The organism is Geothrix sp., assembly GCF_049292215.1.
Taxonomy (GTDB): Bacteria; Acidobacteriota; Holophagae; order Holophagales; family Holophagaceae; genus Geothrix.
Window position 1 is genome coordinate 1 of the sequence record NZ_JBATQW010000036.1, and the last position, 12560, is coordinate 12560.

Annotated in this window: 11 protein-coding genes and 1 pseudogene; 11 read left to right on the forward strand and 1 reads right to left on the reverse strand. The window is 66.6% G+C overall.

All coding sequences use genetic code 11. From position 1 onward, the window contains the following. The 8 genes and pseudogenes from WAS25_RS06825 to WAS25_RS06860 all read left to right on the forward strand — a co-directional run. Positions 1-486, forward strand: a pseudogene (locus WAS25_RS06825) (quinol:cytochrome C oxidoreductase); the annotation flags it as partial. After that, positions 483-1181, forward strand: coding sequence for a c-type cytochrome (locus WAS25_RS06830; RefSeq protein ID WP_422310768.1), 699 nt, complete (start codon positions 483-485; stop codon positions 1179-1181). The pseudogene WAS25_RS06825 and the gene WAS25_RS06830, both read left to right, overlap by 4 nt. A gap of 4 nt (positions 1182-1185) precedes the next feature. Beyond that, on the forward strand, positions 1186-1998 hold the full coding sequence (locus tag WAS25_RS06835) for an SCO family protein (RefSeq protein WP_422310769.1): 813 nt from the start codon (positions 1186-1188) through the stop codon (positions 1996-1998). Then, complete coding sequence (locus WAS25_RS06840; protein WP_422310770.1) at positions 1995-3617, forward strand: cytochrome c oxidase subunit I; 1623 nt, start codon at positions 1995-1997, stop codon at positions 3615-3617. Before WAS25_RS06835 ends, WAS25_RS06840 begins: the two co-directional genes overlap by 4 nt. Further along, a complete protein-coding gene (locus WAS25_RS06845) occupies positions 3614-4216 on the forward strand; it encodes a cytochrome c oxidase subunit 3 family protein (RefSeq protein WP_422310771.1) in 603 nt (200 codons plus the stop codon). The genes WAS25_RS06840 and WAS25_RS06845 overlap by 4 nt, the downstream gene beginning before the upstream one ends. A gap of 9 nt (positions 4217-4225) precedes the next feature. After that, positions 4226-4525, forward strand: a complete 300-nt coding sequence (locus WAS25_RS06850; protein WP_422310772.1) for a cytochrome C oxidase subunit IV family protein — start codon at positions 4226-4228, stop codon at positions 4523-4525. Between the two features lie 7 nt (positions 4526-4532). Continuing rightward, entirely contained in the window at positions 4533-5489 is a 957-nt protein-coding gene (coxB, locus tag WAS25_RS06855; RefSeq protein ID WP_422310773.1) for a cytochrome c oxidase subunit II, read from the forward strand. 16 nt (positions 5490-5505) lie between these two features. Beyond that, positions 5506-6393 (forward strand): protoheme IX farnesyltransferase, encoded by an 888-nt coding sequence (locus WAS25_RS06860; RefSeq protein WP_422310778.1) that lies wholly within the window; start codon positions 5506-5508, stop codon positions 6391-6393. A 7-nt stretch (positions 6394-6400) separates the two neighbouring features. Here WAS25_RS06860 and WAS25_RS06865 read toward each other — a convergent pair whose 3' ends face one another. Beyond that, on the reverse strand, positions 6401-7168 hold the full coding sequence (locus tag WAS25_RS06865; RefSeq protein ID WP_422310774.1) for a hypothetical protein: 768 nt from the start codon (positions 7166-7168) through the stop codon (positions 6401-6403). Positions 7169-7407: 239 nt separating this feature from the next. On the opposite strand from WAS25_RS06865, the gene WAS25_RS06870 reads away from it, so the two are divergent. The 3 genes from WAS25_RS06870 to panC form a co-directional block, all read left to right on the forward strand. Then, entirely contained in the window at positions 7408-10812 is a 3405-nt protein-coding gene (locus WAS25_RS06870; RefSeq protein WP_422310775.1) for a hypothetical protein, read from the forward strand. A 61-nt stretch (positions 10813-10873) separates the two neighbouring features. Further along, positions 10874-11737, forward strand: a complete 864-nt coding sequence (gene panB / locus WAS25_RS06875) for a 3-methyl-2-oxobutanoate hydroxymethyltransferase (protein WP_422310776.1) — start codon at positions 10874-10876, stop codon at positions 11735-11737. 52 nt (positions 11738-11789) lie between these two features. After that, a partial coding sequence (panC, locus tag WAS25_RS06880) for a pantoate--beta-alanine ligase (RefSeq protein ID WP_422310777.1) occupies positions 11790-12560 on the forward strand: 771 nt, incomplete at its 3' end.

The window sequence follows — 12560 nt, forward strand, 5'->3', positions numbered from 1 at the left end:
CAGAACCGCCTGGAGGGTGTGAAGGGCGACCACCTCTACAACCTGGGCGCCTTCCTCTTCGGCTTCACCGTGTTCTGGTCCTACATCGGCTTCGCCCAGTACATGCTCATGTGGTACGCCAACCTGCCGGACGAGGTCATCTACTACAAGGTCCGTCTGGCCGGTACCTGGCGCGCCATCACCATCTCCCTGGCCTTCCTGCACTTCATCCTGCCATTCTTCGCCCTGGTGACCCGGGATTCCAAGAAGGATCCGAAGCGCATGCGCCGCGTGGCCTTCCTGATGCTCGGCGCCCACGTGCTGGACATGTACTGGCTCATCTTCCCCGTGCTCGGTGCCAAGCCCTACTTCTCCTGGCCTGAGATCAGCTTCGCCCTCTTCTTCATCGGTGGGATCCTCCTCTGGGTCCGCGGCGCCATGCAGAAGGGTGAAGACATGCCCGTCGGCGATCCCTTCCTCCGCGAGGGTCTGGAGTTCCGGCTATGAAGCTCAACGACTACCTCTCTCCTGAAGAGCTGAAGCGCCTCGCCTCCGCCCTGCTGGTGGTGCTCGGGTTCATCGCCATCGCCGCCTTCTTCGGCTTCACCGTGGTGCCGGGCCTGCGCTACCAGGCCCACACCACCGACACCTCCGTCCAGGCCGTGCAAGGCGAGACCGGCTGGCTGGACCCCACGGAATACCCCGCGGCCGTCCGGGAGGTCATTCCCCCCATCGACCCCAAGACCGTCATGACCCCCAACCCCGCCCTTCTGGCCAGGGGCAAGGTGCTCTTCGACCAGAACTGCGCCACCTGCCACGGGGCGGAAGGCAAGGGGGATGGCGCCGCCGGCAAGGGGCTCAACCCCAAGCCCCGCAACTTCGCCGAGAAGGGCGGATGGAAGAATGGCAGCCGGGTCGAGGACCTCTACAAGACCCTGGAGGAAGGCATCAAGGGCAGTTCCATGGTGTCCTACAACTACCTGCGCAAGCGGGACCGGATGGCGCTGGTGCACGTGGTCCAGACCATGGGCTCCTTCGACCACGGAACCAGTGATCCCAAGGCGCTCGCGGCTTTAGAGAAGCTCTTCGCCAGCGCCGGCGAAGTGGTCCCCAACCGCATTCCCGTGAGCCGGGCCGTGACCGGCCTCTGCCGCGAATATGCGGACGCCCACCCCCAGCCTGCCCCATCGACGATCCGCTGAACCCATGCCCAACCTTTCGATCCGCCGTCTTCTGCTTTCCCTAGCGCTCACCGCCATGGCGGTGAGCGCCGGGATGGCGAAGGCCCAAACCCCCACACCCGCCTTCACCCCCGAGGAAGTGGGCATCAACGAGAAGCTGGGCGCCACCATCCCGCTCGACCTCGAATTGAAAGACGAGGACGGCAAGACCGTCACCCTCCGCCAGCTCATCGACAAGCCCACGATCCTGACGCTGAACTACTTCCGCTGCGCCGGCATCTGCACCCCACAGCTGGGCGGCGTGGCCGAGGTGCTGAACCGCACCGAAGCTGTGCCCGGCCGCGACTTCCAGGTGCTCACAGTGAGCTTCGACGAGCGGGATGAGCCCGAGGTGGCCGCCCAGAAGCGCACCAACTACCTGGGTGAGATCAAGCGGCCCATGCCGCCCACCGCCTGGCGCTTCCTGACGGGCCCTGGGGCCACCACCAAGGCCCTGGCCGACGCTGTGGGGTTCAAGTTCAAGCGTGACAAGGATGACTTTGTCCATGCCGCCGCCATCATCTTCCTCAGCCCCAAGGGCCAGGTGACCCGCTACATGTACGGCGTCACCTACCTGCCCGCCGACCTCCAGCTGGCGGCCCAGGAGGCGGCCCGGGGCGAGGCCCAGCCCACCATCAACAAGTTCCTTAAGTTCTGTTTCAGCTATGACCCCGTCGGGCGCAGGTACGTCCTGAACACCACTTCCATCGGCGCCACCGTCATCATCCTGGCGGCCCTGATTCTGGTGTTCGCGCTGACCCGCCGGGGAAGCAAGGCCAAGTCTGAGGAGAGCCAATGAGCACGCATGCAACCACGGCGCAGCCGAGCTACCTGGTGGACACGGGCACGCGCAAGGGGCTCATGGCCTGGCTGACCACCACCGATCACAAGCGCATCGGACTGCTCTACCTCTACTCGACCATCGCGTTCTTCTTCGTTGCCGTGGGCGTGGCCTTTGTCATGCGCCTGGTGCAGCTGACCATGTTCCAGAAGCTGATCACGGCCCAGACCTACAACGCCCTCTTCACGCTCCACGGCGTGATCATGATCTTCCTGTTCATCATCCCGGGCATTCCCGCCGTGTTTGGCAACTTCTTTCTGCCAATTCTGATCGGTGCCAAGGACGTGTCCTTCCCGCGGCTGAACCTCGCCTCCTGGTACTTCTACATGGCCGGGGCCATCCTGGCGGTGCTCTCCCTCTTCACCGGCGGCGGCGCACCCGACACCGGCTGGACCTTCTACGCGCCCTTCAGCCTGAAGACCGGCACCAACGTGAGCCTGGCGGTATTTGCGGCCTTCATCCTGGGCTTCTCGTCCATGCTGACGGGCATCAACTTCGTCACCACCATCCACCGCCTCCGCGCGCCGGGCATGAAGTGGTTCCGGATGCCCCTGATGTGCTGGGCGCTCTACTCCACCGCCTGGATCCAGCTGCTGGCCACCCCCATCGTGGCCATCACCCTGGTGCTGGTGATCCTCGAGCGCTTCTTCGGCATCGGAATCTTCGATCCGGCCAAGGGTGGCGATCCCCTGCTCTACCAGCACCTCTTCTGGATCTACTCGCACCCGGCGGTCTACATCATGATCCTGCCGGCCATGGGGGTCATCTCCGAGATCCTGCCCACCTTCACCAAGCGCCCGATATTCGGCTACAAGGCCATCGCCTTCAGCTCCATGTCCATCGCCGGCGTGGGCAGCCTGGTCTGGGCCCACCACATGTTCACCTCGGGCATGAGCAACATGGCCCAGATGCTCTTCTCCCTGCTCACCATGGTTGTGGCCGTGCCCAGCGCCATCAAGGTCTTCAACTGGGTCAGTACCCTCTACAAAGGCAGCATCGACTTCCAGCCGCCCCTGCTCTTCACCATGACCTTCATCTTCCTGTTCTGCATCGGCGGCCTCACGGGCGTGATGCAGGGGGCCCTGGCCATCAACGTACACATCCACGACACCTACTTCATCGTGGGCCACTTCCACTACGTGATGTTCGGCGGCACCGGCATGGCCCTCTTCGCGGCGCTGCTCTACTGGTTCCCCAAGATGTGGGGAAAGATGTATTCGAAGAAGGCCATCTACGCCTCCTGGCTCCCCATGTTCGTCGGATTCAACATGCTCTACTTCGGCATGATGATCGCCGGGATGATGGGCATGCCCCGGCGCTACTACGTGCACCTGCCCCAGTACCACACGCTGCACATCGTCATGACCGTGGGCAGCTGGTTCCTGATCCTTGGACTCCTGATGTTCTTTGGAGCCCTGGTCTACGCGATCTTCAAGGGCGAGAAGGCCGAGGACAATCCCTGGGGAGGCGTCACGCTGGAATGGACCATCCCCAGCCCGCCACCCCTTGAGAACTTCGAGGAGATCCCCACCATCACCCATGGTCCCTACCACTTCGAGCAGCAGGAGGCGAAATGACCGAGCACGTTCACAGGGATGATCTCGGTGCGCGCCTCGGCATGTGGCTGTTCCTGGTCACCGAGATGGTGCTCTTCGGGGGCCTTTTCATCGGCTACTCCTACATGCGCTACCGCTACCCCGCCGAGTTCCACCACGGCGGCGGCGAGTTGAACGCGACACTGGGCATCATCAACACCCTGGTCCTGCTCACGAGCAGCCTCACGGTGGTGCTGGCCATCGTGGCCGTGCAGCGGGCCGAGAAGAAGCGGGCCATGGTCTTCCTGGGCACCACCCTGGCTTTGGGCCTTACCTTCCTGGTCATCAAAGGCTTCGAGTGGGGCGCCAAGTTCCACCACGGCATCTACCCCAACTCCCACCACCTGGCCACGCTGCCTCCCGGGGAGCAGGTATTTTTCGGTCTCTACTTCACGATGACCGGCCTCCATGGCGTCCACGTGATCGTGGGGCTCGGCGTGCTCAGCGTCATGCTCTGGTGGGTGGCCACGGACCGCGTCCGGAAGGACCGTTATGTCCATCTGGAGAACAGCGGCCTCTACTGGCACCTCGTGGACGTGATCTGGATCTTCCTCCTCCCGCTGTTCTACCTGGCCGCGTAAGGACATCCCATGAGCGAACACGCCGAACACTCCCCTGAGCACACCGAACATCCCGGCTACGGCACCTTCATCAAGATCTGGGTGATCCTGGTGGTCCTCACCGGCTGCCTGGTGGGGGTCAGCCACCTTGGGCAGACCGCCGCCGTTTGGGGCCTGCTCACCTTGACGCCCCTCAAGGCCGGACTGGTCTTCTACTACTTCATGCACCTGAAATACGAGGGGCCGCTCTTCAAGGTCGTGGTCCTGGTGACCCTGGGCACCCTGCTGATCTTCTTCGCCCTGCTGTTCTCCGACGTCGCTTTCCGCTGAGGCTCCCATGGACTGGATGAACCAAGCCGCCGTATCGGCCCAGAAGTCCGACGCGGTCTTCTTCTACGTGTTCGGGCTGTCGGTGGTCTTCCTGATCGGCATCACGGCGCTGATGATCTACTTCGTGGTGCGCTACAGCAAGAAGCGCAACCCGGTCGCCTCGCAGATCGATGGTCATGTGGGCCTCGAAATCGTCTGGACCGTCGTCCCCCTCGTGCTGTTCCTGTCGATCTTCTACTACGGCTGGACGAACTACGAATACATGAACCAGGCCCCGCGGGACGCCATGGCGGTGAAGGTGACCGCGCGCCAGTGGAGTTGGTCCTTCGAATACCCCAACGGCAAGCAGAGCCGCGTGCTCTTCGCACCCCTCGCCAAGCCAATGAAGATGGAAGTGCGCAGCGCCGACGTGGTGCATGGGTTCTTTGTGCCCTCCTTCCGCATCAAGATCGACGCCGTGCCCAGCCGCACCAACACCACCTGGTTCCAGGCCACCAAGGTGGGCTCGTACGACATCCAGTGCACGGTCATCTGTGGCGTGGACCACAGCCTGATGCTGAGCAAGGTCATCGTGGTGCCCGAGGACGAGTTCAAAGCCTGGTACTTCGGTGGCGAGGATGCCCCGGAGCCCGGCAAGAGCTTCCGCGCCACGGAAGCCCATCCCGACCTCAAGGACATGCCCCAGGGCTTGGCCGTGCTGACGGCCAAGGGCTGTCTCGCCTGCCACTCCGTGGACGGCAAGCCCAAGGTGGGCCCCACCTTGAAGGCCCTCTACGGCCGCGAGGAGCAGATCCTCATGGCGGGAACCATGAAGGTCGTCCAGGTGGACGACGCCTACCTGCGCCGGTCCATCACCGACCCCACGGGACAGGTGGTCCGCGGCTATCCGAATGCCATGCCCAAGACCCCGCTCACCGAGCAGGAGCTGAACGAAGTCGTGCGCTACATCAAGAGCATCAATTAGGAGCACACCCTTGAGCGTGGCCGCCCTTCCCGCCCAGAAAGCCCACCCGGTCTCGACCTTCCTGGAGTTGACCAAGCTCCGCATCTCGGGGGCTTCCACCTTCACGGCGGCGGCGGGCTACGTGGCCTACCTCCGGGGCGCTGACATGGGCCTGGTGACGACGCTACTAGGCATCCTGCTACTAGCCATGGGCAGCAGCGCCCTGAACGAGGTGCAGGAACACCGCTTCGACGCCATGATGCCTCGCACGGCGAACCGGCCGATTCCGCGTGGCGATCTGTCCCCGACTCAGGCCGCGGTCATCGCCACGGTGATGGCCGTCTGCGGCTTCCTGGTGCTGTGGCTCGCCCACAACCTGACCTCGGCCCTCCTCGGGGCCCTGGCGCTGGGCTGGTACAACGGCTTCTACACGCCCCTGAAGCGCATCAGCGCCTTTGCGGTGGTACCGGGCTCCCTCATCGGCGCCCTGCCCCCAGCCATCGGCTGGACCGCTGCCGGGGGTAGCGTGGCCCACCCATCGGTGCTGGCGCTGGCCTTCGTCTTCTTCATCTGGCAGGTGCCCCACTTCTGGCTGCTGGTTGGACTCCACGCCGAGGGCTACGAGGAGGCCGGCTATCCCACTCTGGTGAGTGTGTTCGGTCGCCCCCGGCTTTCCCGCCTCACCTTCACCTGGACCTGCGGCACCGCGGCCGCTTGCGGTCTGCTGCCCATGTTCCGGGTGCTGGTGTCCTGGCCTTCGGAGGTGATGCTGGGCCTTGGGGCCCTCTGGCTGGTGGCCGGCTCCCTGCCCCTGCTGAAGCCGGGCCAGGATGCGACCCTCTACCGGAGGGTCTTCATGAACATCAACCTCTTCGCCCTGGTGCTCACGGCCGCCGTCATCCTGGATCCCTGGTTCGCGCGCTAACCGCGACTCAGGCCGTCAGGTCGATGCGCTTCCGCCGGGACTTGGCACCGCCTTCATCATCATTACCCTCCTGATCTCCAGCCTGGATCGGAGCAGGGGCGGGAGGAGTGGATGAGGCCGGAGCCGGGTCCGTGGTCGGAGGCGTCGTTGGGGTTGGAGGGGTCGTAGCCCCCTCGTCGTCATCATGCTCATGGCGATGATGACGGTGGCCCCGGGCCTGCTGGATCTGGCCGAAGGCCTCCTGGGCGGCCGCGAGGTCACCGTTCTCGAGGGCATTGGCTAGGGTGGCGAAAGGGCCGTGACCATTCCCGCCACGCCCCAGGCGGCGGCCGGGGCCGTCCCCAGGCGCTCCGGACTTGAGGTCTGCGAAAGCCTCCTGTGCACCCGCCAGGTCACCTGCTTCCAGGGCCTGCCCCAACTGTTGGAACAGGGCCTTCATCTGCTTGAAGAATTCCGCCTCAGGATGCTCAACCTCTTCCGTGCGATGGTGGCGATGCTCCCGGCGCTGCGTGATCTGCGCGAATGCCTCCTGAGCCGCGACTAGGTCACCCTTCTGCAAGGCATCGGTAAGGGCCGAGAAGGGCCCCCTGGGTGGGTTCCCAGCCCCCTGAGCGTCCGGTGCCGGGGGGCGCAAGGCGGCGAAGGCATCCTGGGCGGCCTGGAGATCTCCGGCCTGCAGGGCCTGCCCGAGCTGGTCGAAGAGGGCCTTGCGTTGGGCCCAGTGGCTCGGTGGGGCGGGCGCATTGCTGGTGGTGATGACGCTCAGATCCGACATACCCCCTCCTTGGGTTCGCTGGAAAGGGACTCCGTTCCCATTCCTGGTGGTGGTTGCCTATCGGCCAAGCAGCGCCTGGGGTTGAGCAAAATTGTCACCACACCTGCTGGGCTGAATCGGCGGGCCACCAGACGCCAGTCCGGCAGGAAGTCTGAGGCTCCCGGATCGGCCCGCGGCCCCTGAGGTAAACTCTCGTCCATGTCCCCCCATCGCCAGGCAGGAACCGCCGAGATCCTCCCATGGACGTGACGCGCTTCCTCGGCACCCACCGATATACCTGGCTCACCGAGCTGAGCCGGGCGGAGGGATGCTCCTGGCACCTGATGCGACGCGAGGTGGACGGCACCCGCTTCCTCGCGCAGATCTGGTCGCCCCTGCCCGCGGATCGCGACCTCGACCACATTCGGGACACCTTCCTGGCGCGGTTCCTGGATGCCTCCCCCCTGGATCCCGTCATCAGCCACCTGGGCTTCGACGGTGAGCAAGCCTGGTGCCTCCAGGCCATCCAGGGCACGCCGCTCTCACGGCTCTGGCTCTGCTGGGGCGAGACCGAGCGCCAGGCCCTGCTGGCGTACCTTGGAGACCAGCTCGGCCGGGATCCCCACCCCCGGTTCCTGCATCCCGAGGTCATCACCTTCCGGCCCGGCCTCACCCAAGTTCCCCGGGTGATTGGCGAGGCTCCCTGGGGGCTCGAGTTGGTCGCGGGGTTCCTGCCCGAGACAGCCCCGGTTCCAGCGCTCTCCGAGGATCTGCCCTGGAACCACCCACGGGACCTGTCGGAGCCGATCGCCCGTCCCCTGCGGGGGCGCAGCCAAGAACTCCCCTACCTCAAGTCCCTGATGCTAGGCTTCAGCGCCCCCATCCCCATGGAACGCATCGTCCTGCTCCAGGGCGAGGAGGGTGTGGGCAAGGAGCACCTGGCGGCCTTCGCCTGTGCCGTGGCCGAAGGCGAGGGCATCTGGGTCCACCACCTGGCCGCCTCAGCCGATGAGACCCCAGGCCGCTTCCTGGGTCGGCTGCTCGAAGCCCTGCTCGGTGGCAGTGAAGTGGACTTCTACGCCGAGCGGCCTGAGGCCGCCAAGACCCTGTCGCTGCGGGTCCAGGCCTTTGCCTTCCTCACCGGTGGCCGCCATGTGAACGGCCAGGAAGCCGGACCCGAGCCCGAGGAAGTCAGGGCGGCTCTGGAGGCCCTGGACTTCGCCGGTCTCCTCCACCATCGGCTCATCCACCTCTCTGGCTTGGACCGCGCCACTCCCGGTGTCCTGAGCCTCATCCGGGAGCTGGTCCACGCCTCCTCGCTGCCATGGCTGCTCTCCCTGACCACGGGGGCCCAGGGCGCCGGCCTGAGGCCGCTCATCGCGCAGCTGCGCGGTGAGCAGGCGGCGGCGGTGGTGGGGGTCAACCGACTCGAGGATGAGGACCTGCACCTGGTCCTCGATGACCTCCTGGGTCGACACGAACTGCCGGAGGCCTTCCGGAACGATCTGGTCACCCAGAGCCTCGGCAACCCCGGGCTGCTAAGGAACTTCCTGGAGCTGGCCCACCAGTCCGGCACCCTCGCCTGGGACCAGGACCACTGGCTCCTGGTCCCCGGCCAGCCCACCACCCTGCGGGCCGAGGAAGACCTCATGCGTCAGATCTTCCTCGGCCGCCTCCAGCGGCTGACGGCGGCTTCGGCCACCCTGGTGCGCCTGCTGGCCCTGGCCGAGCGCCCCCTGCCTTCCGGTGCGCTGGGGCGGCTGCTCGGGCTCCAGGACGAGGCCCTGGAAGATGCCTTGCACGGTGCCGTGGGTTCCCGCCTGGCCCAGCTCCAACGTGGCCACGCCCTGATTCCCGATCCACGGTGGCGCGAGCTGGTGCTGGGCCATACGCCCCAGCCCGAACTCAAGCGCCTGGCCCGCGCCCTGTCCACGGCCTTCCAGGAGCAGGGCTGGGACTGCCCGGTGCCCCTCCGGTCCCTGGCCTCGGACGAGGCCACGGCGCTGGCCTCGGTGCTCGCCTCCCTCGACCACGCGGCCAACCATTCGCCCGAGGACGTCCGGCGGATCGTGGGCCAGGCCCTCCACCTCAAGCCCGCACCTCGAGAGGAAGCGAGGCTTCACGAGCATCTGGCTGACGCCTGGGCCGCGGGGGTCCGCCTGCCGGACGAGGTGGCGGAGCGCTCTCCCCTCGAGGAGGCCCTCCTCTCCCTTGGGCGGGCCCTCAGCGCACTTGCCCATGGATCCAGCGATGAGGAGAGTCGCCTCACCGCGGCCCGCCTCTTCCGCAAGCGGGCCACCCTGCTCCTGCGCCTTCGGCGGCCGGCCGAGGCCCAAGAGGCGCTCCAGTTCGCCTCGGAGCGGCTGGCCGACCATCCCCTGCACCCTGAACAGCCGCGCCTGCGCCTGGCCCTCGGCCAATTGCACCTGCTCCAGGGCCACCTCACCAAGGGCATCCGCGCCCTGGAGGAGGGCCTGCATCCCCAGGGGGGCTTCAAGCCCCACCCCCAGGACCAGGCCGCCCTCCTGCTCACGCTCGGCCAGGCCCTCGCCGGGCAATCGCAGTTCCTCCGGGCGGCCTCGATGCTGCAGTCGGCCCAGCGGATGCTGGAGCATGCCCAGGGCTTTCGCAGCCTGGTCTCCGTGCAGATCGCCCTCGCCCAGGTGCGGCTCGCCCAAGGCCAGTCCGAGGCCTGCATCCGCCTCCTGCGGGAGGCCCTGCAGACGGCCCGGATGCAGGGCGACACCACCCTCCAAGCAAAGGGGCACCTCGCTCTCGGCATGGTCCGCAGCCTCCAACAGTTCCTGGGCCCGGCCCTGTCGCACCTGGACCGGGCCCTAGCCCGGGCCCAGCGGCTGGGGGACGCAGCCTTGGTTTCCCTCATTCAGATCTGGCGGGCGCGCACCCTCGCCGCCATGGGCGATTCCGTGGCCGCCGACCACGCCCAGTTCGAGGCCCTGGCTGCCCAGCCGCCGCTCCTATCGCCCGAGGAGCAGGGAGACCACCTCTTCCTCCAGGGCGAGGTGGCCCGGTTCCGCAGCGCCTGGCGGGATACGGCCCGGCTGTTCCGGGCCGCGGCGGAACAATACGAATCCACCGGCCTCCTCTGGCGCCAGCGCCTCGCCCAGCTGCGCTACAGCCAGGCCATGGCCAGGGAAGCCCGCCAGTCGAAGCTGGAAGCCCCCGAGCAGGGCTGGGCGATCCTGGAGAACCTGAAGGGGCCCGTCGAAGGCTCCGGCTCCCGCTGGCTGGACCTGGAGTGGCACCGTGCCCATGCCCTGCTGCTGTCCACGGTACCGGCCACGGAAGCCGTGGCGCTGGAGTCGCTCGAAGCCTGGAGCGAAGTCCAGGCTGCGGCCCGCGATCTGCAGTTCCCCGCTCTGATCCTGGAGGCCAGCGCCGAGGGAGCCCAGCTCCTGCTGCAGCGCGGAGAAAAGCTGGGGGCCCGCGCCCGTATGCAGGATGCCTTCCCCAGCTTCCAGCAACTGTGGGCCCGGCTTCCAGAGGGCCAGGAGACCAGCTTCCTGGGCCGGGAGGATCTCCACCGCTTCCGGCAGACCGTGGAGGCCGTGGGCCTCCGGTTCATCCAGCCCGAGCGGGCCGACCCGCTGGTGGACTGGACCCCCACCCAGATGAACCTGCCGGCGTTCCCCGATCCGGGGTGACGCCTGCCGGGTTCGGTGGTCTGATGGAGGGTCCAGGCTTCGACCTTCCAGCGGAGACCCCATGAGCCACCTGCCCGCCGATTCGCGCGCCCGCATCACCCTGTCCCAGGTGCATACCTGGCACCGCGCCGGGCGAAAGCTGGTGATGGTCACCGCCTATGACGCCGCCACGGCTCGCATCGCGGATGCTGCCGGGGTGGATGTCATCCTCGTGGGGGACAGCGTCGGGAACGTCTGCCTGGGCTTCGAGAACACCCTGCCCGTCAGCATGGCCATGATGAACCACCACCTGGAGGCCGTGGCCCGCACCCGCCCCACCGCCATGCTGGTGGCCGACATGCCCTACCTGAGTTTCCACCTCAGCGTGGAGGACACCCTGCGCAATGCCGGGGGCTTCCTCCAGCGGGGGGCCCAGGCTGTGAAGCTTGAAGGGGGCGCCAAGCGTCTGCCGATGATCCATGCCCTCATCGACGCCGAGATCCCCGTCATGGGCCACCTGGGCCTCACGCCCCAGAGCATCAACCCCATGGGCGGCTACAAGGTGCAGGGCAAGCACAAGGGCGAGGCCCTCCGACTGCTGGAGGACGCCCAGAAGCTCCAGGACGCGGGCTGCTTTGCCATGGTGCTGGAAGGCATCCCGGCGGACCTGGCGGCCAAGGTCACCGAGACCATCGAGATTCCCACCATTGGCATCGGCGCCGGTCCCCAGTGTTCGGGCCAAGTGTTGGTCTTCCACGATGTGCTGGGTCTTCTGCCCGGCACATCGCCAAAATTCGTTCGGCGCTATGCCGAAGGATTCGAAGACCTACGGGTCGCTTTGGCCTCCTGGGCCGAGGATGTCAGGTCGGGAGGGTTCCCGGATGCCCGTGAATCCTATACCCTTCCAGAAGCCGTCCGTCCGGCATTGACCCAGTGGCGCCCCTAGGGGCCTCCTTGGTAAGCTGGCAGGTGTCTTCTGAAGGATCCCGGTTTTGTCCATGCGAGTCGTCCGTACTATCGCTGATTTGAGAGCTCTGCTTCGTCCCTTGAGAGAATCCGGGAAGCGCATCGGCTTCGTTCCCACCATGGGATTCCTCCACGAGGGGCACGGGGCCCTGATCCGCCAGAGTGCGGCCCGCTGTGATGCCACCGTGGTGTCTATCTTCGTGAACCCCACCCAGTTCGGCCCCAGCGAGGACCTGGCCAGCTATCCCAAGGACCTGGAGCGGGACCAGAACCTTTGCCTGGATGCGGGCGCCACCGTGCTGTTCCTCCCCGATGCCTCCGAGATCTACCCCACCGGTTTCCAGACCCACGTGGAGCCCGGCCGCCTGGCCGAGCCCCTCTGCGGGCGCTTCCGCCCGGGCCACTTCCGGGGCGTCGCCACCGTGGTGGCCAAGCTCTTCAACATGGTGGAGCCCGACCTGGCCTTCTTTGGCCAGAAGGACTTCCAGCAGACCGTGGTCATCCGGCGCACGGCCCGGGACCTGAACCTGCCCGTGGACGTGGTGGTGGTCCCCACCATCCGGGAGGCCGACGGCCTGGCCCTCAGCAGCCGCAACACCTACCTCGACGAGGATGCCCGGCGCCGCGCCCTCAAGCTGAGCGAAGGCCTGCTTGCCGCGAAGGCCGCCTTCGAGGCCGGGGAACGGGGCGCCGCCAAGCTGGTCGAGATCGCCCGGAAGCCCCTTGCCGGAGTGGACTCCGTCCAGTATCTGGAGCTGGTGGACACCCAGAACCTGGAGCCCATCCAGGGCCAAGTGGACCGA

What these genes read in the sequence shown, in the direction of transcription:
- WAS25_RS06870 (WP_422310775.1), top strand. Translation starts at nt 7,408, where the DNA reads ATGGACGTGACGCGCTTCCTCGGCACCCACCGATATACCTGGCTCACC.
- coxB (WP_422310773.1), top strand. Translation starts at nt 4,533, where the DNA reads ATGGACTGGATGAACCAAGCCGCCGTATCGGCCCAGAAGTCCGACGCG.
- WAS25_RS06830 (WP_422310768.1), top strand. Translation starts at nt 483, where the DNA reads ATGAAGCTCAACGACTACCTCTCTCCTGAAGAGCTGAAGCGCCTCGCC.
- WAS25_RS06840 (WP_422310770.1), top strand. Translation starts at nt 1,995, where the DNA reads ATGAGCACGCATGCAACCACGGCGCAGCCGAGCTACCTGGTGGACACG.
- WAS25_RS06835 (WP_422310769.1), top strand. Translation starts at nt 1,186, where the DNA reads ATGCCCAACCTTTCGATCCGCCGTCTTCTGCTTTCCCTAGCGCTCACC.
- panB (WP_422310776.1), top strand. Translation starts at nt 10,874, where the DNA reads ATGAGCCACCTGCCCGCCGATTCGCGCGCCCGCATCACCCTGTCCCAG.
- WAS25_RS06865 (WP_422310774.1), bottom strand. Translation starts at nt 7,168, where the DNA reads ATGTCGGATCTGAGCGTCATCACCACCAGCAATGCGCCCGCCCCACCG.
- WAS25_RS06845 (WP_422310771.1), top strand. Translation starts at nt 3,614, where the DNA reads ATGACCGAGCACGTTCACAGGGATGATCTCGGTGCGCGCCTCGGCATG.
- WAS25_RS06850 (WP_422310772.1), top strand. Translation starts at nt 4,226, where the DNA reads ATGAGCGAACACGCCGAACACTCCCCTGAGCACACCGAACATCCCGGC.